This window comes from Georgenia sp. G2120 (genome assembly GCF_055326485.1).
Map to the genome: position 1 here is coordinate 213,480 of NZ_JBUZNL010000005.1, position 26,017 is coordinate 239,496.

21 protein-coding genes and 1 riboswitch are annotated in these 26,017 nt (G+C 69.3%); of the genes, 12 read left to right on the forward strand and 9 right to left on the reverse strand.

Annotated elements, in window-relative coordinates; translation table 11 throughout:
* The first annotated feature begins 154 nt into the window (after positions 1–154).
* The 3 genes from ACZLMO_RS08140 (at position 155) to ACZLMO_RS08150 (ending at position 3,064) form a co-directional block, all read left to right on the forward strand.
* Complete coding sequence (locus ACZLMO_RS08140) at positions 155–1,144, forward strand: ABC transporter permease (RefSeq protein WP_463653438.1); 990 nt, start codon at positions 155–157, stop codon at positions 1,142–1,144.
* A gap of 67 nt (positions 1,145–1,211) precedes the next feature.
* A complete protein-coding gene (locus tag ACZLMO_RS08145; RefSeq protein WP_463653455.1) occupies positions 1,212–2,312 on the forward strand; it encodes an iron chelate uptake ABC transporter family permease subunit in 1,101 nt (366 codons plus the stop codon).
* The gene (locus ACZLMO_RS08150; protein ID WP_463653439.1) at positions 2,309–3,064 is read left to right on the forward strand and encodes an iron ABC transporter ATP-binding protein; all 756 of its coding nucleotides are present in this window, start codon (positions 2,309–2,311) and stop codon (positions 3,062–3,064) included. The genes ACZLMO_RS08145 and ACZLMO_RS08150 overlap by 4 nt, the downstream gene beginning before the upstream one ends.
* A gap of 88 nt (positions 3,065–3,152) precedes the next feature.
* Here the strand turns inward: ACZLMO_RS08150 and treZ are convergent, their stop codons facing one another.
* From treZ to glgX, 3 genes are all read right to left on the reverse strand, one after another.
* Positions 3,153–5,033: a malto-oligosyltrehalose trehalohydrolase gene (gene treZ, locus ACZLMO_RS08155; protein WP_463653456.1), complete on the reverse strand. Its 1,881-nt coding sequence runs from the start codon at positions 5,031–5,033 to the stop codon at positions 3,153–3,155.
* Between the two features lie 119 nt (positions 5,034–5,152).
* Positions 5,153–7,645 carry a malto-oligosyltrehalose synthase gene (gene treY / locus ACZLMO_RS08160; RefSeq protein ID WP_463653457.1) on the reverse strand — a complete coding sequence of 831 codons (2,493 nt, stop codon included), beginning with the start codon at positions 7,643–7,645 and terminating at the stop codon, positions 5,153–5,155.
* A 246-nt stretch (positions 7,646–7,891) separates the two neighbouring features.
* A complete protein-coding gene (glgX, locus tag ACZLMO_RS08165; protein WP_425713382.1) occupies positions 7,892–10,165 on the reverse strand; it encodes a glycogen debranching protein GlgX in 2,274 nt (757 codons plus the stop codon).
* Positions 10,166–10,755: 590 nt separating this feature from the next.
* On the opposite strand from glgX, the gene ACZLMO_RS08170 reads away from it, so the two are divergent.
* On the forward strand, positions 10,756–12,759 hold the full coding sequence (locus ACZLMO_RS08170) for an HNH endonuclease signature motif containing protein (protein WP_463653440.1): 2,004 nt from the start codon (positions 10,756–10,758) through the stop codon (positions 12,757–12,759).
* A 173-nt stretch (positions 12,760–12,932) separates the two neighbouring features.
* On the opposite strand, the gene ACZLMO_RS08175 is transcribed toward ACZLMO_RS08170, so the two are convergent.
* Complete coding sequence (locus ACZLMO_RS08175) at positions 12,933–13,517, reverse strand: biotin transporter BioY (protein ID WP_425713384.1); 585 nt, start codon at positions 13,515–13,517, stop codon at positions 12,933–12,935.
* A gap of 279 nt (positions 13,518–13,796) precedes the next feature.
* Between ACZLMO_RS08175 and ACZLMO_RS08180 the strand changes: the two genes are divergently transcribed.
* Together ACZLMO_RS08180 and ACZLMO_RS08185 are read left to right on the forward strand one after the other, a co-directional pair.
* Positions 13,797–14,024: a DUF2188 domain-containing protein gene (locus tag ACZLMO_RS08180; RefSeq protein WP_425713385.1), complete on the forward strand. Its 228-nt coding sequence runs from the start codon at positions 13,797–13,799 to the stop codon at positions 14,022–14,024.
* A gap of 160 nt (positions 14,025–14,184) precedes the next feature.
* Positions 14,185–14,772, forward strand: a complete 588-nt coding sequence (locus tag ACZLMO_RS08185) for a recombinase family protein (RefSeq protein WP_425713496.1) — start codon at positions 14,185–14,187, stop codon at positions 14,770–14,772.
* Positions 14,773–15,048: 276 nt separating this feature from the next.
* Here ACZLMO_RS08185 and ACZLMO_RS08190 read toward each other — a convergent pair whose 3' ends face one another.
* On the reverse strand, positions 15,049–15,240 hold the full coding sequence (locus ACZLMO_RS08190; RefSeq protein ID WP_425713386.1) for a hypothetical protein: 192 nt from the start codon (positions 15,238–15,240) through the stop codon (positions 15,049–15,051).
* Between the two features lie 863 nt (positions 15,241–16,103).
* Between ACZLMO_RS08190 and ACZLMO_RS08195 the strand changes: the two genes are divergently transcribed.
* Both ACZLMO_RS08195 and ACZLMO_RS08200 read left to right on the forward strand, forming a co-directional pair.
* Positions 16,104–16,697, forward strand: coding sequence for a hypothetical protein (locus ACZLMO_RS08195; protein ID WP_463653441.1), 594 nt, complete (start codon positions 16,104–16,106; stop codon positions 16,695–16,697).
* Between the two features lie 498 nt (positions 16,698–17,195).
* Complete coding sequence (locus ACZLMO_RS08200; RefSeq protein ID WP_425713388.1) at positions 17,196–17,672, forward strand: hypothetical protein; 477 nt, start codon at positions 17,196–17,198, stop codon at positions 17,670–17,672.
* 444 nt (positions 17,673–18,116) lie between these two features.
* On the opposite strand, the gene ACZLMO_RS08205 is transcribed toward ACZLMO_RS08200, so the two are convergent.
* Together ACZLMO_RS08205 and ACZLMO_RS08210 are read right to left on the reverse strand one after the other, a co-directional pair.
* Positions 18,117–19,309 (reverse strand): IS3 family transposase gene (locus ACZLMO_RS08205; protein WP_463653442.1). Its coding sequence is split into 2 segments (ribosomal slippage): positions 18,117–19,022 and positions 19,025–19,309, totalling 1,191 coding nucleotides; the frame shifts between segments, so codons are not numbered across the junction.
* Between the two features lie 126 nt (positions 19,310–19,435).
* Complete coding sequence (locus ACZLMO_RS08210; protein ID WP_425713390.1) at positions 19,436–20,254, reverse strand: AAA family ATPase; 819 nt, start codon at positions 20,252–20,254, stop codon at positions 19,436–19,438.
* Between the two features lie 257 nt (positions 20,255–20,511).
* Positions 20,512–20,608: riboswitch (TPP riboswitch) on the forward strand.
* On the opposite strand from ACZLMO_RS08210, the gene thiM reads away from it, so the two are divergent.
* From thiM to ACZLMO_RS08230, 4 genes are all read left to right on the forward strand, one after another.
* Entirely contained in the window at positions 20,600–21,427 is an 828-nt protein-coding gene (gene thiM / locus ACZLMO_RS08215) for a hydroxyethylthiazole kinase (protein WP_463653443.1), read from the forward strand. Its footprint overlaps the riboswitch before it by 9 nt.
* A complete protein-coding gene (gene thiE / locus ACZLMO_RS08220; protein WP_463653444.1) occupies positions 21,424–22,071 on the forward strand; it encodes a thiamine phosphate synthase in 648 nt (215 codons plus the stop codon). The genes thiM and thiE overlap by 4 nt, the downstream gene beginning before the upstream one ends.
* Complete coding sequence (thiD, locus tag ACZLMO_RS08225; RefSeq protein WP_463653445.1) at positions 22,068–22,910, forward strand: bifunctional hydroxymethylpyrimidine kinase/phosphomethylpyrimidine kinase; 843 nt, start codon at positions 22,068–22,070, stop codon at positions 22,908–22,910. The genes thiE and thiD overlap by 4 nt, the downstream gene beginning before the upstream one ends.
* On the forward strand, positions 22,907–23,608 hold the full coding sequence (locus ACZLMO_RS08230) for a TenA family protein (protein WP_463653446.1): 702 nt from the start codon (positions 22,907–22,909) through the stop codon (positions 23,606–23,608). The genes thiD and ACZLMO_RS08230 overlap by 4 nt, the downstream gene beginning before the upstream one ends.
* Positions 23,609–23,825: 217 nt before the next feature.
* Here ACZLMO_RS08230 and ACZLMO_RS08235 read toward each other — a convergent pair whose 3' ends face one another.
* Both ACZLMO_RS08235 and ACZLMO_RS08240 read right to left on the reverse strand, forming a co-directional pair.
* Entirely contained in the window at positions 23,826–25,064 is a 1,239-nt protein-coding gene (locus ACZLMO_RS08235; protein WP_463653447.1) for an HAD-IIA family hydrolase, read from the reverse strand.
* A gap of 312 nt (positions 25,065–25,376) precedes the next feature.
* Positions 25,377–26,009 carry a recombinase family protein gene (locus ACZLMO_RS08240; RefSeq protein ID WP_463653448.1) on the reverse strand — a complete coding sequence of 211 codons (633 nt, stop codon included), beginning with the start codon at positions 26,007–26,009 and terminating at the stop codon, positions 25,377–25,379.
* Positions 26,010–26,017: the final 8 nt, after the last annotated feature.

Sequence of the window (26,017 nt, forward strand, 5' to 3'; positions counted from 1 at the left end):
GGGGGGGTGGGTGGGGGGTCTTTCTCGCCCCTTTTTTCCCCCCCCCCCCCCCCCCCCCCCCTCCTTCCCCCCCCCCCCCCCCCCCCCCCCCCCCGGACCCGTGCCCGGCGCCGCTGCCGCCCGGCGCCGCACGTCCGTAGGAACGAGAGACGAGATGACCACCACCGGCACCGCGCCCCGAGCGCGAACGAGGGGGAGGCTCGTCGACCGCTCGCTCGTCGTCGGGATCGTCGTCGTCGCGCTCCTGCTCGTCGCCTCGCTGCTCACGGGGGAGTACGACATCTTCGGCGACAACCCGACGGACGTCGACATGTTCGCCATCACCCGCGTGCCCCGGACGATCGCGCTCGTCCTCTCGGGCGCCGCGATGGCCATGTGCGGGCTCATCATGCAGCTGCTCACCCAGAACCGGTTCGTCGAGCCGACGACCACGGGAACCACGGAATGGGCCGGCCTCGGCCTGCTGACCGTGATGATCCTGTTCCCCGGCGCGAGCATCCTCGGTCGGATGACCGGGGCCGTCATCTTCGCGTTCGTCGGCACGATGATCTTCTTCCTCTTCCTGCGGCGCGTCTCGCTCACGACCTCCCTCATCGTCCCGATCGTCGGGATCATGCTCGGCGCGGTCATCGGTGCCGTCTCCACCTTCGTCGCGCTGACGACCGACATGCTGCAGAACCTCGGCGTGTGGTTCGCCGGGAGCTTCACCTCGGTGCTGCGCGGCCAGTACGAGCTGCTGTGGATCGTCGCGCTCGTCGGCGTCGCCGTGTTCGTCGTGGCCGACCGCTTCACTGTGGCCGGCCTCGGCGAGGAGATCTCGACGAGCGTGGGGCTCAACTACAACCGGATCATCCTGCTCGGCACCACCCTCGTCGCGATCGCCACCGGGGTGGTGACCGTCGTCGTCGGGAACCTGCCCTTCCTCGGGCTCATCGTCCCCAACATCGTCTCGATGATCCGGGGGGACGACCTGCGCTCCAACCTGCCGTGGGTGTGCCTGCTCGGCATCGGCGTGGTCACCGTGTGCGACCTCATCGGCCGGACGATCATCTCCCCGTTCGAGGTGCCGGTCTCGCTCGTGCTCGGTGTGGTCGGCTCGATCGCGTTCATCGCGCTCCTCCTGAGGCAGCGTCGCCGTGGCTGAGGCGACGACGACCCCCGGCACCGCGACCCCCGGCGCGACCGCCCCCGCGACCGGGAAGGACGACGTGATGACCGACTCGACGGCGCACCGCACCGCACGCCCGACCGTGGACGCGTCAGCGCCGTCGGCCGCGCCCGGATCCGCGAGCAGCGCCGCCCGCACCACCCCGCGGAGGGCCGGCGCGTTCCAGACGGGCCGCCAGCGGATGCGGTACTGGCTCGTGCTGTCGCTGATGATCGTCCTGTCGCTCGGCTTCGGCTTCGGCCTGCTGGCCTACGACAACCCGATCCCGATCTCCGACGACCGGTTCTGGATCATCGCGAAGATGCGCGCCACCGACGTCGTCGTCATGGCGCTCGTGGCCACGTGCCAGGCGGTGGCGACCGTCGCGTTCCAGACGGTGACGAACAACCGCATCATCACGCCGTCGATCATGGGTTTCGAGTCCCTCTACGTCGCCGTGCAGACCTCGGCGGTGTACTTCCTCGGCGTGGCCGGCGTCGTCGCGGTCCAGGGCGTTCCCCAGTTCGCCCTCCAGGTCGCGCTCATGGTGCTGTTCGCGATGTTCCTCTACGGCTGGCTGCTGTCGGGGAGGTACGCGAACCTGCAGGTCATGCTGCTCGTCGGCATCATCATTGGGGCCGGCCTCGGGTCGGTGTCGACCTTCATGCAGCGCCTGCTGACCCCCAGCGAGTTCGACGTGCTCACGGCGCGCCTGTTCGGCTCCGTGACCAATGCCGACGAGAGCTACCTCCCGCTCGCGATCCCGCTCTGCCTGGTCGGCACGATCGGCATCCTCCTGCGGTCCCGACGGCTCAACGTCGTCGCGCTCGGCCGCGACATCAGCATGGGACTCGGCGTCAACCACCGGGCCGAGATCATCAAGGTGCTCTTCCTCGTCTCGATCCTCATGGCCGTCTCCACCGCGATGATCGGCCGGATGACGTTCCTCGGCTTCCTTGTGGCGACGCTCGCCTACCAGTTCTCCGGCACCCATGACCACCGGTACACGCTGCCGATGGCGGGACTCACCGGCTTCGTCGTCCTGTCCGGCGCCTACTTCGTCATGCGCAACATCTTCTCGGCCGCGGGCGTCGTCTCGATCCTCATCGAGTTCGTCGGCGGCATCGTCTTCCTCGTCGTCATCCTGCGAAAGGGCCGCCTGTGATCACGCTCGACGACGTCCGCAAGGAGTACAGCTCCGAGGTGACGATCGGACCGGTCTCCCTGACGATCCCCGCCTGCGGCGTCACCGCTCTCGTCGGCCCCAACGGTGCCGGCAAGTCGACGACGCTGACGATGATCGGCCGTCTGCTCGGCATGGACTCCGGCGCCATCGAGATCGCTGGCTACGACGTGGCGAGCACGAAGTCCCGCGACCTCGCGAAGATCGTGTCGGTGCTGCGTCAGGAGAACCACTTCATCACGCGGCTCACGGTGCGCCAGCTCGTGGGGTTCGGCCGCTTCCCCTACACGCAGGGGCGCCTGACGACGAAGGACGAGGAGCTCGTCAGCCAGGCCATCGACTTCCTCCAGCTCGGGGACCTCGAGGGCCGCTACCTCGACCAGCTCTCCGGCGGGCAGCGCCAGCGCGCTTACGTGGCGATGGTCCTCGCGCAGGACACGGAGTACGTGCTCCTCGACGAACCGCTCAACAACCTCGACATGAAGCACTCGGTGCAGATGATGAAGCACCTGCGCCGGGCGGCGACCGAGCTGGGCCGCACGGTCGTCATCGTGCTGCACGACATCAACTTCGCCGGGAAGTACGCCGACCACATCTGCGCGATGAAGGACGGCACGGTCTGCGACTTCGGCCCGTCCGAGGAGATCATGACCGACGAGGTCCTCACCCGCGTCTTCGACACCCCCGTGCGCGTCATCGACGGCCCGGACGGCAGGCTCGCCGTCTACTACTGACGAGGACGAGGGAAGCCTGGAGAGGGGACGGGCCCGCCACTCCCGCCCGACGACGACGAACGGCCCGACCCGTGCGGGCCGCGTCGCCTCAGCGGACCCGCACGACAGCGACGCCTGGGCCCGCGATCGTCACGCCGCCGTCCGCCACGCTCGTCGAGTCCGGGTCCCACGCGAGCAGGAGCTCGGCGGCCGGGCTGTCGGCGCCGGTGGTCGCCGCGTCGTCGCTCGTGGCCCCGGAGTCGTCAGCGATGGTCGACGCCGTCCCGTCGAACGGCACCGTCACCTGCGCGTCGGCCGTGACCGCGACGACCGCGATGCGGCCGCGCGTCATGCGGAGCCAGCCGGCGTCGTCGTCGGTCTCGACGGCGGTCGCCGTGCGGTCGCCCGAGGCGAGGTCCGGCTCGGCGCGGCGCAGCGCGGCGGCGGCCGTGTAGAAGGCGCGCATGCGGCGGCCGCGCTCGGTGCCGGCCTCGGCGCGGTCGAGGACGGAGGCGTCCCTCGTGGCCGGGTCCTGCGGGTCCGGCACCTCGGGCTCGGAGCCGTCGGCGCCCCACCCGTGGCGGGCGAACTCGGCGCGCCGGCCCTCGCTCACCGCGCGGCCGAGGTCCGGGTCCACGTGGTCGGTGAAGAACTGGAACGGGGCACGCGAGCCCCACTCCTCGCCCATGAACAGCATCGGCGTGTAGGGGGAGAGCAGGACGAGGGCCGCGGAGATCGCGAGAGCGCCGTCGGGCAGCGCCTCGCTCGGCCGGTCGCCGACGGCGCGGTTGCCGACCTGGTCGTGGTCCTGGGAGAAGACGACGAACCGGTGGCCGTCGACGTCGTCCGCCACCGGGCGGCCCCAGTCCTGCTCACGGAAGGTCGACCACCCGCCGTCGTGCACGAACACGCGCGTGAGCGCGTGGGCGAGCGTCGCCCCCTCGCCGAAGTCGACGTAGTAGCCGTCGCGCTCGCCGGTGAGCCACGCGTGGAGGGCGTGGTGGACGTCGTCCACCCACTGCGCGTCCATGCCGCGGCCGCCCTCGGCGGTCGGGGTGACCATCGAGTCGTCGTTGAGGTCGGACTCCGCCACGAGCGTGCGTGGCAGGCCGAGGTCCCTCCCGAGGGCGTGCGTCCGGTCGGCCAGCTCGGCCAGGAGGTGGTGCTCCGAGGAGTCCGCGATCGCGTGGACGGCGTCGAGGCGCAGGGCGTCGACGTGGAAGTCGTCGAGCCAGCGCAGCGCGTTCTCGAGGAAGAAGGCGCGCACCTCGGCCGAGTGCTCGCCGTCGAGGTCGGGGCCCGAGCCCCAGGGCGTCTCGTGCCGGTCGGTCACGTAGTCGGCGAACACGCCGAGGTAGTTGCCGTCGGGACCGAGGTGGTTGTAGACGACGTCGAGGCACACGCCGAGACCGAGCCCGTGCGCCGCGTCGACGAAGCGCTGGAGCGCCGCCGGCCCGCCGTAGGAGTCCTGGACGGCGTACAGCCCGACCCCGTCGTAGCCCCAGCCGTGCGTGCCAGGGAAGGCCGCGAGCGGCATGAGCTCGACCATCGTCACGCCGAGGTCCACCAGCTCGGCGAGGTGGGCGGTCGCGGCGTCGAGCGTGCCCTCGGGGGTGAAGGTGCCGACGTGCAGCTCGTAGATCACCGACCCGGGCAGCGGGACCCCGGCGAACCCGGCGTCCGTCCACGTGAAGGCGGACGGGTCGAACAGGCGGGACGGGCCGTGCACGCCGTCCGGCTGGTGGGCGGAGCGGGGGTCGGGGACCGGGTCGCCGCCGTCGCGCGCGAACCGATAGTCCGTGCCGGCCGGGAGCGGGGCGTCCGTGGTCCACCAGCCGCCGGAGCGGCGGGTGAGAGCGGTGCGCGCGGGGGTGTCGTCGTCGGAGGTCGTGGTCGCGCCGGGCCGGTGGTCGGCACCTCCACCCTCGACGACCAGCTCGATCGCGCTCGCGTCCGGCGACCACACCGCCGGGACGAGCGGGTGGCGCACGAGGGCGTCGGTGGCAGCGTCGCGGTCGCCGAGCGGGGGGAGCGCGGCTGGAGCGGCGTCGGCGGTGGTGCCGGCGCCGGCGGTGCTGCCGGCGGAGCGGTGGGACGAGCGGTCGGCGGTCACGCGGAGGCCTCCAGGACGGCGACGGGACGGTCGGCGAGAAGATCGGCGAGCAGGACGGAACCGCCCTCGTAGCGGGCACCGGACAGGACGTCGGTCCATGTCCCGTCGGGCAGGACCACGGTGTGCTCGCGGAACCCGCCGAGCGCGCGCAGGCCCTCGGTCAGGCGGGTGGCCACCGTGACGGCCCGGGGTTCGCCGTCGAGCGTGCGGGTCAGCGCCACCGCGTGCTGCGTCGTCGTCGGAAGCGGGGCGTAGCCCGACCGCGGTCCGACGAACGCCTCGGGGACGCGCCGGCGCAGCCGGAGCACCGCCGCCGTGAGGGCGAGCTTCTCCTCGCCGAGGCCCACCGGGGCACGGCCCGCGTCGAGCTCGGCGAGCGTGGCGGCGATCGCGTCGTGGTCGACCGGCCGGCGGTTGTCGGGGTCCACGAGGGAGTCCGTGAGGAGCTCGGAGCCCTGGTACACGTCGGCCACGCCGAGGAGGGTGAGCTGGAGCGCCTTGGTCGCCAGCACCGACGTGCGCAGCGAGTGGGCGGTGGTCTCGACCCATCCGGCGAACGCCTCGCGGACGGTGGAGTCGCCGGTCGCCGAGGTCACCCAGGCGACGAGCGCCTCCTCGCCCGCCGTGTCCTGGTCCGTCCACGTGGTCCACGTCTTCTGCTCGCGGACGGCCTTGAGGAGGTAGTCGGTGAGCCGCTCGTCCGCGATCGGTCCCTCGGGGCCCCACGTGCCGGCCAGCGTCTGCCACACGAGGTTCTCCGTGCGGCCGTCGAGGTTCGGCGGGCGGTGCTCGGCGGTGACCTCGCGCAGGTGGGTGACGAGCGTGCGCCACGCCTCGGCGTGCTCGGAGATCAGCCCGATGCGGGCGCGGACGTCCTCGCTCCGCTTCGTGTCGTGGGTCGAGCCGTTCGTCATCGTGGCGGGCCAGAACATCTGCGCGCGGCCGGCCCAGGCGTGCAGCTCGTCCACGGAGAGCGCGGGCAGGTGCGGGGCGCCGCCGACCTCGTTGAGGGAGAGGAGGTGCGTCCAGCGGTAGTAGGTCGTGTCCTCGACGCCCTTGGCCGTCACCGCGCCGCAGACCTGCTGGAACCGCACGACGATCTCGTCGCGGCGCGCCTCCCGGGTCCGGCCGGCGGACCCGACCTCGCGGCCGAGGACCAGGTCGACGACGACGTCGAGGGTCTCGTGACGATCCGCGTCCAGGCGCTCCCGGGCGGCCGCGGCGGCGTCCTCGACGAGCTCGACGGACTCCGGGGGCGCGACCTCGCCGGGGACGACGTAGGCGCGGTAGCGGTGCAGCGCGACGACGAGCTCGCGCGTGCAGTCGAGCAGCGGGCGGAACGAGTGGTCACGCAGGCGTACGTCGTCGTCGCAGACGTCGGAGAGCAGGGTGGCGAGGCGGTGGACCTCGGCGTAGAGGGAGCCGTCGACGATCTGGTGCTTCGCCTCGTCACGGACGGCGTCGTAGTCGCCGGGGGAGTCGCCGGCGATCTGCTGCATGAGGGCGCCCGCGGTCACCAGGCCGGACGGGTCGATCTGGATGCCGTGCAGGCGCCACGCCGCGTCGTAGCCGGTCGTGCCCGCCACCGGCCAGTCGCCGGGCAGCTCCTCGTCGTGCTCGAGGATCTTCTCGGCCACGACCCAGGCGCCGCCGGTGGCCTCGTGCAGCCGCCGGAAGTAACCGCGCGGGTCGGCGAGGCCGTCCGGGTGGTCGACCCGCAGGGCGTCGATCACCCCGCCGTCGAGGAGCTCGAGGAGGAGCGCGTGGGTCGCGTCGAACACGTCGTCGTCCTCGACCCGGATGGCGGCGAGCGACCCGACGTCGAAGAATCGCCGGTAGTTGAGCTCCTCGTCGGCGACCTTCCAGTATGCCAGCCGGTAGAACTGTCGGTCGAGCAGGTCGGCGAGCGGGAGCTGCTCGGTGCCGGCCCGCACCGGGAGCACGTGGTCGTAGTAGGTGAGGACGTGCTGCTCGCCCGCCTCCTCCTGGCCCGGGACGACGGCGGTGGTCAGCTCGATCTCCCCGTCGGCGAGCGCCGCGCCGATCCGCCGGCCGAGCACGGGCATGAGGACGCCGTCCCCGCCCTCGGACAGGTCGACGTCGAACCACGACGCGTAGGGGGAGTCCGGACCGTGCGTGAGGACCGACCACAGCGCGCGGTTGTGCCAGACGGGGGTCGGCACCGCCATGTGGTTGGGCACGAGGTCGACGACGACGCCCATCCCGCGCTCGTGCGCCGCCGCCGCGAGGCGCTCGAGGCCGTCGCGACCGCCGAGGGTGGCGGAGATCGTCGTGTGGTCGACGACGTCGTACCCGTGGGTCGAGCCCGGTGCCGCCGTGAGGACGGGGGAGAGGTAGAGGTCGGTGACGCCGAGGGTGTCGAGGTTGCCCAGCTGCGCGGCGACGTCGTCGAACGTGAGGTCGGCGCCGAGCTGGAGCCGGTAGGTGCTCACCGGGGTGCGGCGGCCGGGCCCGGGAAGGTGCCCGATGCTCGCGGCCCGGGCGTCGTCGTCGGCCGTGGTGCTCGTGCCCGTCCCGTCCGGTGTCGCGCTGCTGGTGGCCGAGGTGCTGACGGCCGTGGTGCTGACGGCCGTGCTGTCGGTGGACTCGATGTCCGGTCTCACGTGGGTCCTCCGGGTCGTCGACGGTCACCCCAGTCTGCCCGCTCGGGGGCGGACGTGCTGGCCGATCCGGGGCGGACGTGCTGGCCGGCCCGGGGCGGACGTGCCCGCGGGTCACTCGGGGGTGTCGGCGGCCAGCTCCTCCGGGTCGGGCAGGGCGGCGTCGTCGGGCTCGTCGGCGGTGACCGCCGTCTGTCGGCGCCCGCCCGCCCAGGCCGGGGAGGTCGGGATGCGACCGGTGACGGTGCGTGCCACGCCGTCGGCCGGGGCCGCCTCGCGCGAGCCCTGCGGGCTGAGGAGCACGAGCGTCGACCGGGCGACGACGGTGATCTGGGACCCGGCCACGAGCTCGCCGAGCTGCGCGCGCTCCCCGGCGGAGTCGAGCGCGACCGTCCAGGTCGGCCCCCACTCCGCGAGCGGCAGCGTGACGAGGGCGTCCTCGTGAGAGGCGTTGAGGACGATGAGGAGCGAGTCGTCGACGATGCGCTCGCCGCGCGAGTCGGGCTCGGCGATGGCCTCGCCGTTGAAGAAGCAGACGATCGTCTTGTTGTCGCCGCCCCACTCGTGGTCCGCCATCGGCGCGCCGTCGGGGGCGAACCAGGCGAGGTCGGGCAGGCCGTCGGGCGACTCGGCGAGCGGCTCGCCGGTGAGGAAGCGGCGGCGGCGCAGCACCGGGTGCTCGAGGCGGAACTCGACGAGCTCGCGGGTGAACCCGAGGAGATGCTGTGCGTCGTCGTCGAGGTCCCAGTCCACCCAGGACGTCTCGTTGTCCTGGCAGTAGACGTTGTTGTTGCCGCCCTGGGTGCGGCCGATCTCGTCGCCGTGGGAGATCATGGGCACGCCCTGGCTGAGCAGCAGGGTAGTGAGCATGTTCCGCTGCTGGCGGGCGCGCAGGGCGTTGACGGCAGGGTCGTCGGTCGGTCCCTCGACCCCGCAGTTCCACGACCGGTTGTGCGACTCGCCGTCGCGGTTGTCCTCGCCGTTGGCCTCGTTGCGCTTCTCGTGGTAGCTGACGAGGTCGCGCATCGTGAAGCCGTCGTGCGCGGTGACGAAGTTGATCGACGCCACGGGGCGGCGGCCGGAGTGCTCGTAGAGGTCCGACGAGCCGGACAGCCGGTAGGCGAGGTCGCCGAGGGTGCCGGGCTCGCCGCGCCAGTAGTCGCGCACCGTGTCCCGGTACTTGCCGTTCCACTCGGTCCACAGGGGCGGGAAACCGCCGACCTGGTAGCCGCCCTCGCCCACGTCCCACGGCTCGGCGATGAGCTTGGCCTGGGAGATGATCGGGTCCTGCTGGATGATGTCGAAGAACGAGGAGAGCTTGTCGACCTCGTGAAGCTCGCGGGCCAGCGTCGAGGCGAGGTCGAACCGGAACCCGTCGACGTGCATCTCCTGGACCCAGTACCGCAGCGAGTCCATGATCAGCTGGAGCGTGTGCGGGCTGCGCATGTACAGCGAGTTGCCCGTGCCGGTCGTGTCGAAGTAGTGCGCCTCGTCGCCGTGGACCAGCCGGTAGTACTGCGGGTTGTCGATGCCGCGGAAGCTGAGGGTCGGGCCCATGTGGTTTCCCTCGGCGGTGTGGTTGTAGACGACGTCGAGGATGACCTCGATGTTCGCCTCGTGCATCGCCTTGACGAGGGTCCGGAACTCGTCGACCTGCTCGCCCCGGCTGCCCTGCGAGGAGTAGGCGTTGTGCGGGGCGAAGAACCCGATCGTGTTGTAGCCCCAGTAGTTGGACAGCCCGCGCTCGACCAGGTGGGGGTCCTGGACGAACTGGTGGACCGGCATGAGCTCGACCGCCGTCACGCCGAGCGAGGTGAGGTGCTCGATGATCGAGGGGTGGGCGAGGCCGGCGTAGGTGCCGCGCTGCTCCTCGGGGACGTCGGGGTGCAGGCGCGTGAGTCCTGCGACGTGCGTCTCGTAGATGACCGAGTCGTGGTACTCGTGGCCCGGCGGACGGTCGTTGCCCCAGTCGAAGAACGGGTTGACGACGACCGAGACCATCGTGTGGCCCAGCGAGTCCTGCGGGGCGAACCGGCTCGGGTCGGCGAAGTCGTAGGAGAAGAGCGACTGGTGGCCGTCGATCTGCCCGTCCACCGCCTTGGCGTAGGGGTCGAGGAGGAGCTTGGTCGGGTCGCAGCGCAGGCCGCGGGAGGGTTCCCAGGGGCCGTGCACGCGGAAGCCGTAGCGCTGACCGGGGCGGACGCCGGGGAAGTAGCCGTGCCAGACGTGCGCGTCGACCTCCGTCAGGTCGACGCGGACCTCGGAGTTGTCGTCGTCGACGAGGCAGAGCTCGACCCGGTCGGCGACCGTCGAGAAGAGGGCGAAGTTGGTGCCGGCGCCGTCGAACGTGGCCCCGAGGGGATAAGGGTGGCCTGGCCAGTGCTGCATGGGCTCAAGAGTGGCATGTCCGGGGATCAGGGGCGCGGGAACCCCCCGCCGATGCGCGGATGCTCACAGGGGTGGGTCCGCCGTGGAAGGCGGTGCCGGTGCCCCGGGTGGGGCTGACGGGGGAGGTGGTGGATGTGGGGCGTGTGGGTGGTTGCGTGGGCGTGTGGTCGCGTGCTCGTTCCGGTGGAGCCTCGCTCGCGCATCGCCGGCCGCTCGCGGCCCGACGCTTCTTCATGCGCGACGCAACACCTCTTGCGCTCGAACATATGTTCGAGTATGATTTGGTAGGTCAGGACGAGGGGGTGGGGGCAGTGCACGGAGGCACGACGACGGCCGACGGCGCGGTGCCGGACTCTGCATCCTCCGTGCTCGAGCGTGTCCTGTCGGCGCAGATCGAGGCCTGGCTCGCCGAACGTGCCGCGATGGCAGCGGGAGACCGCTCGGCGGATTGCGCTGCGCACCGAGGCCCGGCCGGTGGAGATCCCACTCACGGATACCCGGCAGTGGGGGAGCCTCCGTCGGCGTCCCCCGAGGACGAGCTCGGACCCGGCTCAGTAGCGGGCGTCGAGCGGACCGGTGGGCCCGGTCGCGTGGCACGACTCGACGAGCCTCCGACCTACGTGGCAGTGCCCGGCTCGGTCCCTTCCGACGACGAACGGCAGATGCACGAGGCGCCGGTCGCGGCCGATGCGCCGGACGGCGCAGCAGGGGGCGGGCCACGGGCGGTCCTCGAGGAGCTGGCCGCTCTGGTCGACGAGTTGGCGGGCGCCCGATGGCAGGACCTGAATCAGGCCGAAGCGATGTCGGCACTTGATCTGGTCGAACAGGTCGAGCGTGGAGTTGTCGCTGCCCGGGCGGCGGTGACCGCCAAGGTGGAGTCCGACGGGATGTGGGCGCTGGACGGGCAGCGCACGTTCAAGGTGTGGCTGCGGGACCGGACGGGGACGAACGCCGCGGAGTCCGGCCGGCGGGTGCGGCAGGCCCGGGTGCTCCGGGACCACCTTCCGCGTGCGCGGGCGTCGCTCGCGGCCGGGCGCATCAGTGCGGAGCACGCCGCGATCCTCGTCCGGGAGACCCAGTCGACCTCGACGCTGCGCCACCAGCTCACCTACGGCGAGCCGGGGGAGGAGTACCTCGTCGAGCAGGCTGAGCTCATGCACGCCCAGGACTTTGCGAAGCTCGTCGCCGCCTGGAAGGTGCGCGCCGATCCCGAAGGAGCGGGCAAGGCATGGCGGGACGCCGATGCGCGCGAGGAGCTGACGATCAGCCCCACCACTGACGGCTACCACGTGGCGGGGTGGTTGGACGAGCTCTCCGGACAGGTCGTGACGACCGCTCTCGCGGCGCACGCGGGCCGCAAGGGTGCGGACGACGACCGCACGTCCGCTCAGCGCCGCGCCGGTGCTCTTGTCGCACTCGCGCACCAGTCGCTCGATGCCGGGCTGCAGCAGGCGGGCGCGAAGGTGCGTCCGCACATCACCGTCACGGTGAGCCTGGAGACGATGCAGGCGCTGGCTGCGGCGACCGGCTCGGTGATCCCGCCGGAGGCGGCCACGGCAGGATGGGCCGCGAGGACCGGGCTCAACGCCAGCCGCGAGGTCGCTCGTCGGCTCCCGCCGAACCGGATCATCTCGGGCGTCGCCGCCGGCACGACCCTGACCGCGCCTGGTGGTCCCCGATGCGTCGACGATCGCCCGCTCGAACATGACAACCCGGATGCGGGCCCGAGCGCCGGCATGTCGGCCGGGCTCGATCCGGCCGGCGACTCTCCACCAGGCACCGGCCCGCCCGGCGACTCTCCACCAGGCACCGATCCGCCCGGCGACTCTCCACCAGGCACCGGCCCGCCCGGCGACTCTCCACCAGGCACCGATCCGCCCGGCGGTTGGCCTCCCGGAGCCGATCCGGTCCCGGGCGGCCGGGAGGGCGATCACGGCGCGCCCGTGCTCGACGATCCTCACGGCAATCTGGTCGATGCATTCGGACTCCCCCTCGACCGGGGGCCGGGTGCGTCGTCGGAGCTCGACCTGTCCGACCGCGCACGCGAGTGGATGCAGGCGTGGGAGCCTGGGGACGATCACGTCATATCGACGGCGATCGATCACGACGTCCTCCAAGGGACGGAGCCGGCGAGGCTGGCCGACGGCACGCCGATCCCGCCGTCGATGCTTGCCCGCCTCGCGTGCGGATCGTCGTTCATGCGCGTGATCTTCGGACCGGAGTCCACCGTCCTCGACGTCGGACGGGAACAACGGATTCACCCTGCCCACATGACGCGGGCCATCCACGCCAGGGACGGACACTGCCAGTACCCGGGCTGCGACGAGCCCCCCGCGTTCGGGGAGGTCCACCACTCCCAGCAGTGGATGCGGGACAACGGACCGACCGACGTCGAGCATGGTGTCCTGCTGTGCTGGCACCACCACGACCTCGTGCACACCCGCGAGATCACGATCGTCCGCACCCGTGGTCAGTGGCGCTTCCACGACCGGTTCGGACAGGAGATCACGGCCTCGGGCGTCCGGCCCGGTTTCGGATACGGCATCGATGAGGCCGAGGGCATCGAGGGCGTCGAAGGCGCAGACGGCGCCTGACTGCACCTGCCGGCGCGGCGTCGTCACGGCCGGTGGTGCGACGCATGGTGAGCGAAACAGGCGCCACACCCGGCGCAGCGCCGTCACCATCGGCTGCGTGACCGCGGAGCTACCGACGCACGTGACGCACGAGCGTCCAGGCTCCCGGCAGCACGAGCGCGGCGGCCACTGGCCTACCGACGTACGCGACGCACGAGCGTCCAGGCTCCCGGCAGCACGAGCGCGGCGGCCGCGGCCTTGATGACGTCGCCGACGAGGAAGGGCACGACACCGAGGCTGAGTCCGGTGGCGAGGTCGACGTCGAGGAAGGTCATGAGCCACGGCACGCCGACGGCGTAGATGGTCACCGTCGAGGCGACGGCGAGGCCCGCTGTCCCGACGACCGAGCGGTCGGCCCGGCGCCGTGCGAGCGCGCCGACGAGCACCGCGGCCACGAGGTAGCCGAGCACGTAGCCGTACGACGCGGACGCCCAGCCCGACCCGAACTCGGCGAACATTGGAGCGCCCAGCGTCCCCGCGACCACGTACAGGACGATGCTCGCCGCAGCCCGCATCGGGCCCAGGGCGGCACCCGTGACCAGGACCGCGAACGTGGCGAGGGAGACCGGCACGGGCGTGAACGGGAGCGGTACGGCGATCCAGCCGGCCACCGTGACGAACGCGGTACCGGCGAGCACCAGTGCGACGTCCCGGACACGCGCACCCGGGAGCAGGTCGGCCAGCACGGGTGAGCGGCGTTCGAACGGTACGGCGGTCATCGCTTCTCCTTCATCGACCGGGCGGAGCGCCCGGTGGGCCCCGGCAGCATCGCAGGTCGGGGCGGATGACCGCACCCGTCGTCCCAGGTGCGGACGTGAGAGGACCGTCTGCGCGGATGACCGCTGTGACTTTCGCCGTTAAATGGCGGGGTTTCGTCGACGCTCGGTGGCGGCCAGCGATGGCTTCGGTTCCGCAAGCCGATCCCCAGCAAATCCGCCGTAAACTGAGATGATGACGGCCTGTGGCTCCCTCACCGAGGGACCGAAAGGGGAACTGCGATGGCCGACAAGAAGAACATTCACACGGTGCCGACCGACGATGGGTGGGCAAACCGTCGTGAGGGTGCAAAGCGCGCCTCAAGCACGCACGACACGAAGGCTGAGGCGCAGGCAGCGGGCCGCGCGACGGCGAAGAAGGATCACGTCGAGCACCTGGTTCACAAGAAGGACGGCACGATCGGAGAGCGCAACTCGTACGGCAACGACCCCCACCCCCCGAAGGGCTGAGCCACGCGGGCATCGCCGCAAGGCCTTCACCGGGACGAATTGCGGTGACAGCCGGCCTCAGTCCCCGCTTGGCCGGCGTCATCCCGTAAGACCCGCCCAAGAAAACGCCCGGTGAAGGGACGCTAACCGGTGACACTGGAGGGGTGAGTGAACTCTCAAGATCGGCTACGCCCGCGTCTCCACCAACGAACAGGGCCTCACGGCCCAGCGCACCGGCCTGGGAGCCCTCGGCGTGCCGGCCGATCGTATCTACGTCGACCATGGCCTGACCGGCACCACGCGAGCAAGGCCGGGTCTGCGTGAGGCCCTGGCTGCATGCCGGTCTGGCGACACCCTCGTGGTGACCAAGCTCGACCGGCTTGCCCGCTCCGTCCCTGACGCTCGTGACATCGTCGCCGAACTGACCGCCCGCGGTGTCCGCCTACAGCTCGGCGCCTCTGTGCACGACCCGACCGATCCCGTCGGTCGGCTGCTGTTCAACGTCTTGGCAATGGTGGCCGAGTTCGAGGCCGACTTGATCCGTGCCCGCACCCGCGAGGGCATGGCGGTGGCGAAGGCCAAGGGCCGGCTGCGAGGCAAGAAGCCCAAGCTCACAGCCCGTCAGGAAGCACACTTGGTCTCCTTGGCGCGTGCCGGCGAGTACACCACAAGCGAACTGGCCGAACTGTTTAACGTCGGCCGCTCCACCGTCTACCGGGCTATTCAGCGTGCCGGCGGTCTTCACCCCACTGCCGTCACCGAGGGCTGAACCCACCGCCCGGGACCCCACCGTCTCCGGGGGCCGCTCAAGATGTGGCAGTCGTTTCCGGCCCCGCCGGCGTCTGCCGTGCACGCTGCTCCGCCAGCGTCCGTCGGAGGCGGGTCGTCCGGATGCCGAGGACGATCAGGTCATCGCGAATGCGTTGGAAGGTCGCCCCGCTGCGGGTCAGTGCGGTGAGGGTGGTCCACCGCGGCCACCGCTGGAGCGCCCCGGGATCAGATCGGAGACCACGCCTTGCCCCTCGCGCCACCGACGCAGCTAGACCTAGACCTGACGGCGCGAGATGCCCAGTTGCTCGGCAGCCGCCTCCACCGTCTCCTCACCGGCCGTCCCGGCCTCGGTTAACCGCCCGATCACCTCCGCCCGGCGCACCGCAACTGCCCACACCTCATCGGGGACGGTCAACAGACCACGCTCAGGAAGCCGGACCTCATCGACCGCTTCGTCGTCGTGCACAGGACTATGGAATAACCAACTCACCGTGCACACCGGTACGGACACGCCGGGCGATCAAACTCCTCTGCACACTACCCCGAACTCCTTGGGATGAGGTCTAGGCGCGATGGACATTCTTCCAGCGGCACTGCCCGGCACCACAGATCAGACTTCCCCCATCCGTGCAGAGGACCCCATTGACCGCAGTAACTGCTATCGGTACGGTGACATGACTACGTCATGAGATCGGCTTTCCGCAGCGTTGCGACCCGCCACTGTGGTCGGGTGCCGCATGGATGCGGTGAGCTTGGCCCGGTAGTCTTCATGACACGGCAGCGCCGAGGGGGACGAACATGCCGAACGATAGAGATCGCGGACTCACGAGAATTATCACGGAGTTGGACGGCAATCCCGCCGGGGATGTGTTTGCTCGGCCAGTTAGTGCGGGTCGAGCAAAGAAGCGTCGAGCATTTGGCCCTTTGCTGATCGTCCTTTTCGTGCTAGCAATGGCTGTCGCTCCGGTAGCACAGGCTGCGACTTACCAGTACTACGCCAACGCAATCGCGACGCCGCAGGATACCGTGCGAGTCTCGCCGGCTCGCCCCACTATTAGCGGTGGAACTGCCGAGACTGCCGTGTTTGACGTCGGCAGTCCAACGGTTACGCATATCACTACCTATTACGATCATCCCGGATACTCCGTGGTTGCTAGGAGCTCCGGTGACGGATACCCGCACCGGATGACGCACGCGTCGGTTGCGTATGCGCGACAGAATTGTTCCTGGACTTGGCCGTACGCCTCTGGGGATATTGGCAATCTGGCATTGACGTGCGCTACTAGGAACTAAGACTTGACCAAATGCACTTCGAAGAAGGGGACCGTCGTGAGACACAAGAATGGACTGGCTGTCGCTGGTGTCGTCGGGCTGGCTGCGACCGCCATTGCCGTACCAGCGTCTGGAGCGGACGACTCGGTACGCGTGATCGATGATGTTGCGGAAGCGTTGTCGCTGCCTCAGTCGGCAAGTGATGCTCCTCCGGAACCGGTTCGGTTGGATGAACTGGGCGACATCATTCCTGACTCGGTTCGGTTGGTGGAAAGTGATGAAATCGGGTCCTACTGGATTGGGCAGACTTCTAGCGATGACATCTGCCTTTTTGTGCATATTCCGGGTGGGGTTGAAGTCGCGGCATCAGCATGTGCATCCCTGCCGCAATTTCATCAGAGTGGCCTCGGTTTGACGGCTTCAGAGGGGGATGACGACCCGTATAGAGCGGTAGAGGCGTACCTCGTACCGGACAACGTAGATGTGCAGGAATTTAGCATCGGCGAGGAACCTCTGGGCCCAGCGGCGGAGAGTAGAATTGCAAATCTCATAATTGTTCCACCGGAGCACAGGGGGACGCTTGAGTCGACCGACCTGCCGTTGGATAGTGGTGAGTTGTTCTCATTCACACCGATCCCACGTGAAGGGTGAGCTAGGTGCGGGCTAATATGCAGGGACGTTCCTCAGCAGGAAGGGTTTCCGTAGCGGTTTTTGGAATATTCTCGTTCATACTAGGAACCTTCGCCGTAGGCATGCCGGTGGCAAATGCTGCGACTTTCCAATATGCGCATTCGATTGACACTCCGGCTGGTCTGAATCGCGATTCTGGGCAGCGACCGAGCATCACGGGCGGCATAGCCGAACTGGGCATCGGGGTCGGCAATATCCGTATCGAAACGTACTACCCGGCCCCAGGATTTACGTCAGTGGCCTCGGCGACCAGTGCCGGTGCGGTGCCCGCTAGGGTAAGCCACGACCGCGCTTATGATGCCCGTAGTCGTTGCCGCTGGACCATTGACAACACTGGCGGTTCGGCGGAGATATCGTGCTGGGTAGTCTATTAGTTCGGCGAAGAAGGCAGAGGTTGTTGTGACGGTACGTTACCGAGCTTTCTTGAAAACTGTTTTCAGCGCTGCTGCAGGAGGCGCAGTGGCTATCATCCTGGTGCTCGCTACTGGATTTTTCGAGATTCAGATCATGGGACTGTCCCAAGGGGGGGTATACGGGCTGGACAATACTCTCGTTGGCGTGAAGTCTCCCGAAACCCCGGTCCTGCAGATAAGCGCACTGGCGTCGATCAACGTGCTTGCGCTGGTCTCCGTGGTCGGCATCATCGCTCGTGGCTCGCAGGCCCTGCGCTGGTCGTTCGCTGTCGTGTTCTTGGTCGTCGTATCGACGCTGATCGTGTGGTCGTACCTCATCCCTAACGCGATCGAGCACGAGCTCAACCTGGGGGTGCAGCCCGGATGGTTGGGCTGGATCCAATGGGGTGGGTCAAGCCCGGCCGTGCACGTCACACTCCTGGCCGTCGTTGTTTTCTCCTGGCTGCTGTTTCGGATCCTTGCTGGGCAGGACAGCCTGGGCCGGGCGAAGAGCCAGGTGCCCGTTCATGATGGTGAGGGGTAGCCGGGACGGCGTAGATCGACGAGTAGTGCTCGGCTCGCTCGCGGGACTACTCCCTTTGGCACCCGGTAAGCCGTCAGGCGGACTTCATCAGTCCGCGCCGTTGCCACCTGCCCCAACACTGACGTGCTCGGCCAGGGAGGCGAGCCGACACGATGCCCCGGCCCTGCTGGGCACCGAGGTCGTCTGGATCCTGCAAACCGTCAGCCTGCTCCCTCGGCCAACCGTGATCGACAATGTCATGCTCCCGGCCCTCGCGCAGGGCTCGCCGGCGCCAGCCATAGCAGGTGTGCACGAGAATGCCAGTCAACTACCGGGAAGGATGCTGTCCATCAAACCCGGTACTTGACACCTGCCACCACACTGTTGCGCTGGGGTGTACCCCAGCAAGACCAATCCCGTGTAGCACACATCCGGGACTGCTGCACGGATTGGTGACAGGTTGGGTCACGCAGCCTGCGTGGCTGGCGCGGTCATGATGGCCTCGTACTCGATGGGGGGCAATCGGCCGAGGGCGTCTTGTCGGCGGCGCCGGTGGTAGGTCTTCTCGATCCAGGTGACGATGGCGATTCGTAGTGCCTCGCGAGTGGCCCAGGTACGGCGGTCGAGGACGTTCTTCTGCAGCAGGCTGAAGAAGCTCTCCATGGCGGCGTTGTCGCCGGCTGCACCGACGCGGCCCATCGATCCGACCATGGCGTGTCGGTTGAGAGCGTGGACGAATTTCCTGCTCCGGAATTGCGATCCTCTGTCGCTGTGCACGATGCAGCCGGTGACGTCACCGCGACGGGCGACGGCGTTGTTGAGCGCCGCCACCGCCAGGCGGGACTTCATCCGGGAGTCGATGGAGTAGCCCACGATTCGGTTGGAGTAGACGTCCTTGAGAGCGCAGACGTAGAGCTTGCCTTCGCGTGTCCAGTGCTCGGTGATGTCGGTGAGCCACAGCTCGTTGGGGCCCTCGGCGGTGAACTCGTGCCGGATCCTGCCCTTGTCGTCGATCACAGCGCACAGGTCGTCGTGGACCGGCGGGCCGGGACTCTTGCCGTTCTTGCCACGCTTCTTACCAAACGCGCTCCACCAGCCCTGCTGCGAGCAGATCCGCCACCCGGTCCGCTCGGCCATGGGCTCCCCGGCTTCGCGTGCTTCGTCGACCAGGAACCGGTAACCGAACTCCGGATCGTCGCGGTGAGCAGCGAACAGTGCGTTGGCGCGGTAGGCCTGCTTGAGCTCGGTGTCAGTGACTGGGGTGGTGCGCCAGCGGTAGTAGGGCTGACGCGCGATCTTCAATACCCGGCACGTCACCGTGACGGGGATCCCGCCGTCGGCCAGCTCGCGGACGAGCGGGTACATCATTTTCCCGGCAGGTTGGCCTGCGAGAGGTAGGCGGCTGCCCGGCGCAGGACCTCGTTCTCCTGCTCCAGCAGCCGGATCCGCTTCTTGGCCTCTCGCAGTTCGGCGGTGTCTGCCGCGGTCGCACCGGGCTTGACACCGTCCTCGACGTCCGCGGTCTTCAACCAGTTCGTCAGGCACGACTCGCTGATCCCGAAGTCGGCCGCGATCTGCTTCAGATGCTGACCTGGCTCACGGTTCCTCGCGACGCGCACGACGTCGTCGCGGAACTCCTTGGGGTAGGGCTTGGGCACAGTGCACATCCTTCCAGCGGTGCCCCTCGGCACCACAGATCAGATGTCACCTGTCCGTGCAGCAGTCCCTCCCTGTGGCTTGCGCCGTTCGATGGCGGGGTTCTGTGGGCGATATCTGGCGGCCAGTCAGCTGACACCGATGACGAGCGTGCTGGCGGCGGCTTCGATGACGTCGTTGGTGATGGTGTCGAGCTCGTTGATCTTCAGGACGCGCTCGATCTGGGGGAAGAGTCGTTCCAGGAGTCGGAAGTTCCCGCGGGTGATGCGGGCGATGGCGGCGATGGCTTGGGCGTCGGTGAAGTCCTCTGGGTCGAGGGTCTTACCGAGGGCGCGCCAGTGTCGCTGCAGGACGAAGAGCAGTTCGTCCTTGCCCAGGGGCCGGTACTGGTGGGCGAAGCCGACGCGGCTGTAGAACTGGGGGTAGTGGCTGAACTGCTTCTCCAGGCCGGGCATGCCGATCAGGATGAGGGCGATGTTGTCGCGATCGTAGCGATCGCGCAGCAGTTCCAGTGCGGTGGGGCGTAGGCGTTCGGACTCATCGACGATGATCAGCTCCACGTAGTTCCTGCCGTGGCGCCACCCCCGCGTCTCTGGCGTGACCTGCCCGGCCGGCGCGAGGTGCTGCTCGATGCAGATGTTGGTGCGGGCGATGGCCTGGTCGAGCTCGTCCTTCAAAGCCCGTGGCGTGGTCAGCACGCTGGGTGTGTAGAGCACGGTGCGGTTCTTGGCCAGCGCGGCGTAGATCTTCGCGTCGCTGTCGGAGCGCGGCCCCCAGTAGGTCAGTAGGTCGTGGGCCTTGTCCCAGCGGGCGTAGCGGCGCGCGGAGAGCGTCTTTCCCACGCCGGCTGGCCCGAAGCACAGGCCGATGGTGTGCCCGCGGCGCACGGCGTCGGCGAACTCGGTGAAGCGGCGGTGCTCTTTGGTCACGATGAAGCGCTGGCTCACCTCAGGTCCTCTCGGTAGACCTTCAACTTCCGACGCGGCTGTCAGGTTCCGAAGTCCACTGCACGATCGTCCGAAGTCGACTGCACATTCAAAGGTTGCGCAGCCGTTGTCTGGTGAGGCGCCATGGTGAGGGCTGCGGCGGCCAAGGAACGCGCGTCGGGCACTGGTGACAGCACGCCCGGACGGTCCGAGGCGCGACCCTTTTGCGGTCGCTGAAGCGAGGGCACGGTGCGGGGAACGGTGCGGATGTTAGGCTGGTGAATGACGCGGGGTGCCGTGCTGGTACGGCTGAGATCACACCCGTTGAACCTGATCTAGTTCGTACTAGCGAAGGGAACGTCGCCGATGTCGGCACCTTCTTCCGTCCCTACTGTCCCACTCGATGCTGCCGCTGTGGGCGAGGCCTTGGCCGCGATGCGCGGGCATGCCCCGCTGGTGCAGTGCCTGACCAACGTCGTCGTCGCTCAGTGGACAGCGAACGTCCTGCTCGCGGTCGGCGCCAGTCCGTCGATGGTGGACAACCCGGAGGAAGCCGGGCCGTTCGCCGCCGTCGCCGACGGGGTCCTGGTCAACCTCGGCACGCCCCAAGAGGCGACGGTGGCTGCGATGCACGGCGCGGTCAGTGCCGCCGCGGCGGCCGGCACCCCGTGGGTGCTCGACCCGGTCGGGGTGGGTGGGCTCGCCTGGCGCACCCGGGTTGCCGTCGACCTGCTCGCCCACGCCTCCCCGGCACTCGTCCGTGGCAACCCCTCAGAGATTCTCGCTTTGGCCGGTGGGGGCAGCGGTGGGCGGGGCCCGGAGAGCGTCGACGCCGCCGAGGACGCCCTCGACGCCGGCCGGGCGCTGGCCCGGGAGCACGGCACCATCGTCGCGGTCTCCGGGGAGGTCGACCACCTCACCGACGGCACCCTGCTGGTGCGGGTGGACAACGGCCATCGATGGTTGACCCAGGTCACTGGCGGTGGGTGCGCGCTGGGCGCGCTCATGGCTGCCTTCGCCGCCACCACCGACGACCCGCTCCTGGCCGCCACGGCCGCGACCGCGACATACACCGTGGCCGCCGAGGTCGCGGCCGAGCGTGCCGCCGGGCCGGGGAGCTTCGCCGTCGCGCTGCTGGACTCTCTCGCCACCCTCAACCCGCAGAAGTTGACCGAGAAGGTGGTGCTCCGGTGACCCGCCGACCGGTGAACCTCAGCCTCTACCTGGTCACCGACACCGGTTTGTGCGGCCCACGGGGCGTGCCCGCGACCGTGCAGGCTGCGGTCGCGGGCGGGGTCAGCGTGGTGCAGTTGCGTGACCCGGGCGCCACCGACGCCGACTTCGTCGCCCTCGGCGTGGCGGTCCGCGAGGTGCTGGCGGGGACCGGGGTGCCGCTGATTGTCGATGACCGGGTCCACCTCGTTCAGGACATCGGCGCCGACGGCGTCCACGTCGGTCAGCGCGACATGCCGCCTGCTCAGGCCCGGCAGTTGCTCGGGCCGGACGCCATGGTCGGGCTGTCGGTCAGCACGATCGAGCAGGTTGGCACAACACGCGGGCTCGGTGACGGCGTCTTGGACTACCTCGGCGTTGGACCGGTGTGGCCGACGGCGACCAAGCCTGACCACGGCACTCCGATCGGCCCGGACGGGGTGGCTGCGGTGGCCGCCGCGAGCCCGTGGCCGGTCGTCGCCATCGGCGGCATCACCACGAAACGCGCCGGCATGCTGCGCCACAGCGGCGCCGCCGGCGTGGCGGTCGTCTCGACGGTGTGCGCCGCGGAGGAACCAGCCGCGGCGGCCGCGCGCCTGCGGGCCGCGTGGGACGGGCAACCGTGAACCCCCGCCCACCGATCGCGCTGACGATCGCCGGCTCCGATCCCTCCGGCGGGGCCGGTATCCAAGGCGACCTCAAGACCTTCTCCGCACTGGGTGCCTACGGCACCGCGGTGCTCACCTCACTGACCGCCCAGTCCACCCAGGGAGTCACCGGTGTCCACGTCGTCCCCGCGGACTTCGTCCGCGCCCAACTGGACACCCTCGTAGACGATATGACGGTCGACGCCGCCAAGATCGGGATGCTCGCCTCCTCGGCCACCATCGAGACCGTCCTCGCCTTCCTCGACAAGCGCCCCGACGCGGTGCCGGTTGTGGTCCTCGACCCCGTCATGGTGTCCACCGCCGGTTCCCGGCTGCTGGCCGAGGACGCCGTCGAGCCGATGCGCCAACTCCTGCCGTACGTCTCCCTCATCACGCCGAACGTCCCCGAGGCCGCCGTGCTGCTCGACGCCGATCCCGCCGAAGACCTCGACACCATGCGCGCCCAGGCCATCGCGCTCCGGGAGATGGGCGCCGCGCGGGTGCTGGTCAAGGGGGGGCACCTCGGCGGCGACGCACACGCCACCGACCTGTGGCTCGACGACGCAGGAGAGCAGCTGCTGACCGCCCTGCGGGTACCCACGGTCAACACCCACGGCACCGGGTGCGCCCTGTCCTCCGCGATCGCCGCACTCGCCCCGCGCACCGGGTCCCTGCTAGAGGCCACCCGCCAAGCCAAGACTTGGCTCACCGGCACCCTGCGGGCCGCCGACGCGCTCCACATCGGCCACGGACCCGGCCCCGTGCACCACTGCCACGACATCTGGAAAGACGAGAACGACTGGAAGGACGACCGATGACCAGCCCACACACCACCATTCCCGAGACGATTCGCGACCACGACGACACTGGCGTGTTCAGCGCCGTGGCGTGGCATCGCACGGCCAGGGTCCGCGAGTCGATCGATGCGCTGCCCTTGTTGCACCAGCTGAGCGACGCGACCCTGGCGGAAGAGACGTTCCGGCACTACCTCGCCCAGGACGCGCTCTACCTGGCCGACTACGGCCGGGTCCTGGCTGCGGCCGCCGCTCAGGCCCAGGCGTCGGAGGAAATGGCGTTCTGGGCGCAGGCCGCGCGGGAGGTGGTCGAGGTCGAGCGGCAGCTGCACGCCGCCCATGTCACCGATCTCAACGTCGCCGAGCCCTCACCGACCACGATTGCCTACACCTCCTACCTGCTGAGCCTCACGACATCGGGAAGCTACCCGGTCCTCGCGGCCGGCATCCTGCCGTGCTTCTGGGTCTACGACGACGTCGGAACCCGCCTGAAGGCCGCCGTCGGTGACCTGAGCACGCACCCGTACGGGGACTGGATCGCCACCTATGGTGATCCTGACTTCACTGCTGCCACCGACACCGCCCGGGACATCGTGGACCACCTCGCCGACCAGGCCGACCCCGGCACACTGGCGCGCATGCACACCGCGTTCCATCGCGCTACCCAGTACGAGTGGATGTTCTGGGACGCCGCCCACCGGCAGGAGACCTGGCCCGTCTGAGGTCATTGGTCGGTGCGCCCCTGGGCGCGCGCTCCGGCTCATCATGATCTTTCGAGAGTTGGTCGCCGCCCTGGAGACTCCTACCGTCCGGTGGTGTTGCTCGGACGGTGGGAGACCGGACCCGGGTTGATCAAGCTAAACGGTGCGCTCAGGCCGATGCTCCGCACGAGAAGCGCCAGCGCTTCTGACACCATGCGCCCCGAAGGAGTGAGTCCTATCAGTCGATGAGTCCTGTGTCGCCTGAGAGGGCGTCGGTGAGCCACCGCGGGTGCATGGGGAGCAACGGTGCCGGAAGCTCATCCGGGAAGAAGAAGTCCGCCTGTGAGGTTTCTACACCGTCAGGCTGCATTTGTCCGCCGCGCGGGAGGCAGGCGAAGGTGGTGGTGACGAACTGGGTCACTTTCCCGTCGGGATAGGCGAACACCTGGGAGGCGGGGTCCGAGTACACCCCGACCAGCCGCTGCACTTGCACCTGCAAGCCGGTCTCTTCGGCGACCTCCCGTACCGCCGCTTGGGCGGCAGTTTCGCCCACCTCGACGTGTCCCGAAGGCAGTCCCCACAGCCCGTTGTCCAGCCTGCGCCCCAGTAGCACGCGCCCGACCTCGTCGAAGACCACCGCGGCAATACCCGCCCGCACCTCGTCCGGCCACGGGTACGGCGACGGGCGCATCGGGCCGATGTCAAGGGCCGGATCAAACAGCCCGGCCAGGCCCGTGACCGTAGCCTCCGCAACGGTGGGATCACACTGCCCACGGCCGCTGCTCGGCGTCGCGGGAGCGACGAGGATCGCCGGCAGGCCCGCGCGGTGCGCCCCGACGACGTCCGTGGCCGGGGTGTCCCCCACGACCACCACCCTCGTCGTAGCAGGGAGCCCGCGCTGGGCCAGGCGGAACATCTCCGGTTCCGGCTTGCCCACCACGACCGGTCGGCGCCCACTGGCGGTCTGGATCGCTGCGACGACCGCGCCGGTGGCCGGCCACGGGCCGCTCGCTGTGGGGAACGTGGCGTCCACGTTCGTGGCCACGAACGGCACGCCGGTACGCAGGAGGGCGGCGGCCTGGGCCAGGTCCCGGTAGGTCACCGTCTCGTCGCAGCCGACCACCACCGCCTCGGCCTCAGACCCCTCCACGGACTCCACGCCTTGGGTCGCGAGTTCGCCGCGGAGGCCATCACTGCCCACCACATAGGCGCGGGTGATGCCCTGTTGGCGCAACCAGCACGCCGTAGCCCACCCGGAAGATACGATCTCCTCGACGGTGGCCCTCACGCCCAGGCGGCCCAGACGGTGGACGACGTCTCTGCGGGACGGGCGGGGATCGTTGGTCACGAACCGGACCACCCGGCCCCGACTCCGTAGGCTGGCCAAGGCTTCGGTCACGCCGGAAAGCAAGGTGTCTCCGACGTGAACCACGCCGTCAAGATCAAGCAGAAAAACATCGAACTGGTCAACGAGCACAACAACCTCCGAGGTCAAGGGACAGTCAGCGCGCATGCTGGCGCTGAGCCATCCCCCTCGGGCGTTTTGTGCCAATAGGTGCCCTCCCGCCTGTTCGGCGGAAGCTGCAGCGCTCGGTCACAGACCCCCAGCCGGCTGGGGCGGAACCCTAGCTGCCTTCTCCCGGCTCGCCCACAATCCTAACCGACCCGACGCGAAGAATGGTGCCGCGCGATTTCCGGGGTAGCTGAGCGGTGGAAGTGCCCCGGGGTGTGCGAGAGTCGCGGGAACGTATTCCGCTCATTGACGTTCGTAGGTTCCGGACAACAGAGGTTACCTGGCTACCTTGCTGCGGTCCTTGGCCAGGAGCTTGCGTCCGTCCTCGCGGAGTTCGCCGGTGGGTGAGACGTGGCGGTAGAGGGTCTGGCGGGTGATGCCGAGCTCCTCGCACAGGGCGCCGACGTTGGTACCGGGCTGTCCCATGGATGCCATGGCGAGGCGGAGCTTGGCGGGGGTCATCTTGTAGGGGCGTCCGCCTTTGCGACCGCGGGCCCGGGCGGCGGCTAGGCCGGCGATCGTGCGTTCGGAGATGAGTTCGCGTTCAAACTCGGCCAGGGCGGCGAAGATGCCGAAGACGAGCTTGCCGGATGCGGTGGTGGTGTCGATGGCCGCGCCTTGACCGGTGAGGACCTTCAGGCCGATGCCGCGTTGGGTGAGGTCGTGGACGATGTTGACCAGGTGACGCAGGTCGCGGCCGAGCCGGTCCAACTTCCACACCACCAGGGTGTCCCCGTGACGTAGGGACTTCAGGCACGCCGCAAGCTCGGGACGGTCCTCCTTCTTGCCCGAGGCCCTGTCCTCGTACAGAGCCTCCGGGTCGACGCCCTCAGCCAGGAGGGCGTCGCGTTGTAGGTCCGTGGTCTGCGATCCGTCGGCCTTCGAGACGCGCATGTAGCCGACCAGCACGAGGTGCC